Source organism: Streptomyces africanus (assembly GCF_002150735.1).
Lineage (GTDB): Bacteria > Actinomycetota > Actinomycetes > Streptomycetales > Streptomycetaceae > Streptomyces > Streptomyces africanus.
Window position 1 is genome coordinate 1 of the sequence record NZ_MUKA01000583.1, and the last position, 1712, is coordinate 1712.

The 1712-nt window shown below is 68.9% G+C and carries 1 protein-coding gene; it reads right to left on the reverse strand.

What is annotated here, in order from left to right; translation table 11 throughout:
* Positions 1-82: 82 nt before the first annotated feature.
* Positions 83-1712: outer membrane protein assembly factor BamB family protein (locus CCL05_RS42320; protein ID WP_244204607.1), on the reverse strand; the 1630-nt coding region annotated here is incomplete at its 5' end.

Below are 1712 nucleotides of genomic sequence, written 5' to 3' on the forward strand. Positions count from 1 at the left end.
CTGAGTGCGGGTACGGTCCCGCCCCTGAACAGGGACGGGACCGTACCCGCACTCAGTCGGTCACCGAGCGGACACCGATCGATCAGCTCGTACCGAAGCCGACCGCCAGGTACTCCTTCTCACTCGTACTGCTGGTCCGCTTGCTGGCGTACACCTTGGACATGAACAGGTGCCCGTCGCCGTACAGCAACTCGGAGTACTCCGGCGACATCCCGGCCTCCACGTCCCGCACCGAGTCGTTCGCCGGGTTCTCCAGCAGCTTCGTCTGCTTGAAGCTGCCCCCGTCGATGCTCACGATCTGCCCGCCCTTGTCGTACGGCGGCCGCTTGTACGCGATCAGGTTGCCGCCGTCCATGCGCAGCGGCGAGATCGTGTAGCCGTCGCCCGCGTCGGCCCGCTGTCCGGTCTGCTTGCCGGTGCTGAGGTCGAAGGCGACGATCTCGTTGGTCTGGCTGTACTCGCCGGTCCCGTCGTGCTCCTCGGTCGGCAGGTACAGCCGGTCGTTGCCGACGGCCAGCTGGTTGCAGGACTCGATGCGGGTGACGCCCTCGCAGCGGGCCGCGAACTGCTCGCCCGGCGCGGAGATGCGCGTGCGCAGCTTGCCCGTCTTGTTGTCGATGGAGAAGAAGTCGGAGATGCCGCTGCCGTCGCCCGCGGAGTCGCCGACGTCGGCGGCCACGACGAGCGGGTTGGTCGACACGATGCTCGCGTACTCGATGCCCTGGGCCATCTTGTACTCCGAGATCACCTTCCCCGTCTTCGGGTCGATGGTCTGGATGTGCAGCTGCCGCTGCTCGTACGTGCCGCACTTGCGCACCGCGACCAGCTTCTCGCCGCCGCCGTACCCGGCGTCGTAGCAGGAGTCGGTCGGCTTCGGGCTCCACAGGAGCTTGCCGGAGAGGTCGAAGGCGGCACCGCCGCTGGTGCTGCCGACGGCGACGGTGTTGCCGCTGATCGTGACGTTGTCGAAGCTGATCAGCTGGTCACCGGTCTTGACGGTCTTGGTCCACAGTTCCTTGCCGGCGTCGAGGTCGATCAGGGCGAGCTGGCTGCACCCGTGCGACGGATCGGCCTTGGTCGGCATCGCGGGCTGGTAGAGGACCGCCGTCTTGTTGTCGTCCGTGACCTTGCGGCTGGCCTGGCAGACCGGGCCGTCCAGCGGGATCGTCCACTGCTTGCCGCCCTCGTCGCGGTCGTAGCCGACGATCTCGGCGACGCCGCTCTTGGCGTACGTCTTGTCGGTGAGCCACGAGCCGGAGACGACGACCGTGCTGTCGTTCTTCACCTCGGGCATCGGGACCTGGAAGAGGACCTTGGCGCCGGTGTCGGCGGGGGCCTTCTCCTTGCCGCCGGAGCTGGTGCCGCCGTTGTCGTCGTCCGTGCCGCCGGTGGTGCCGCCGGAGCTGGCGGTGTCGTCCTTCTTGCCGTCGTCCTTGGACGAGGAGTACCAGACGCCGCCGCCGACGATCAGGGCGATCGCGACGACCGCGGCGACGATGATGGCCACCTGCGCGTTGAACTTCCGGCCCCCGCCCGGCTGTCCGGGCTGCGGGTGGAGCGGCATGGTCGGCTGCTGATAGCCGTAACCGGGCTGCCCGTATCCCGGCTGGCCGTAAGGCGCCTGCGGCTGCTGGCCGGGATAGCCGTAGCCGGGCGGCGCCTGCGGCGGCTGGGGTGCCTGGGGTGCCCCCTGCGGGTAGCCGTACCCCGGC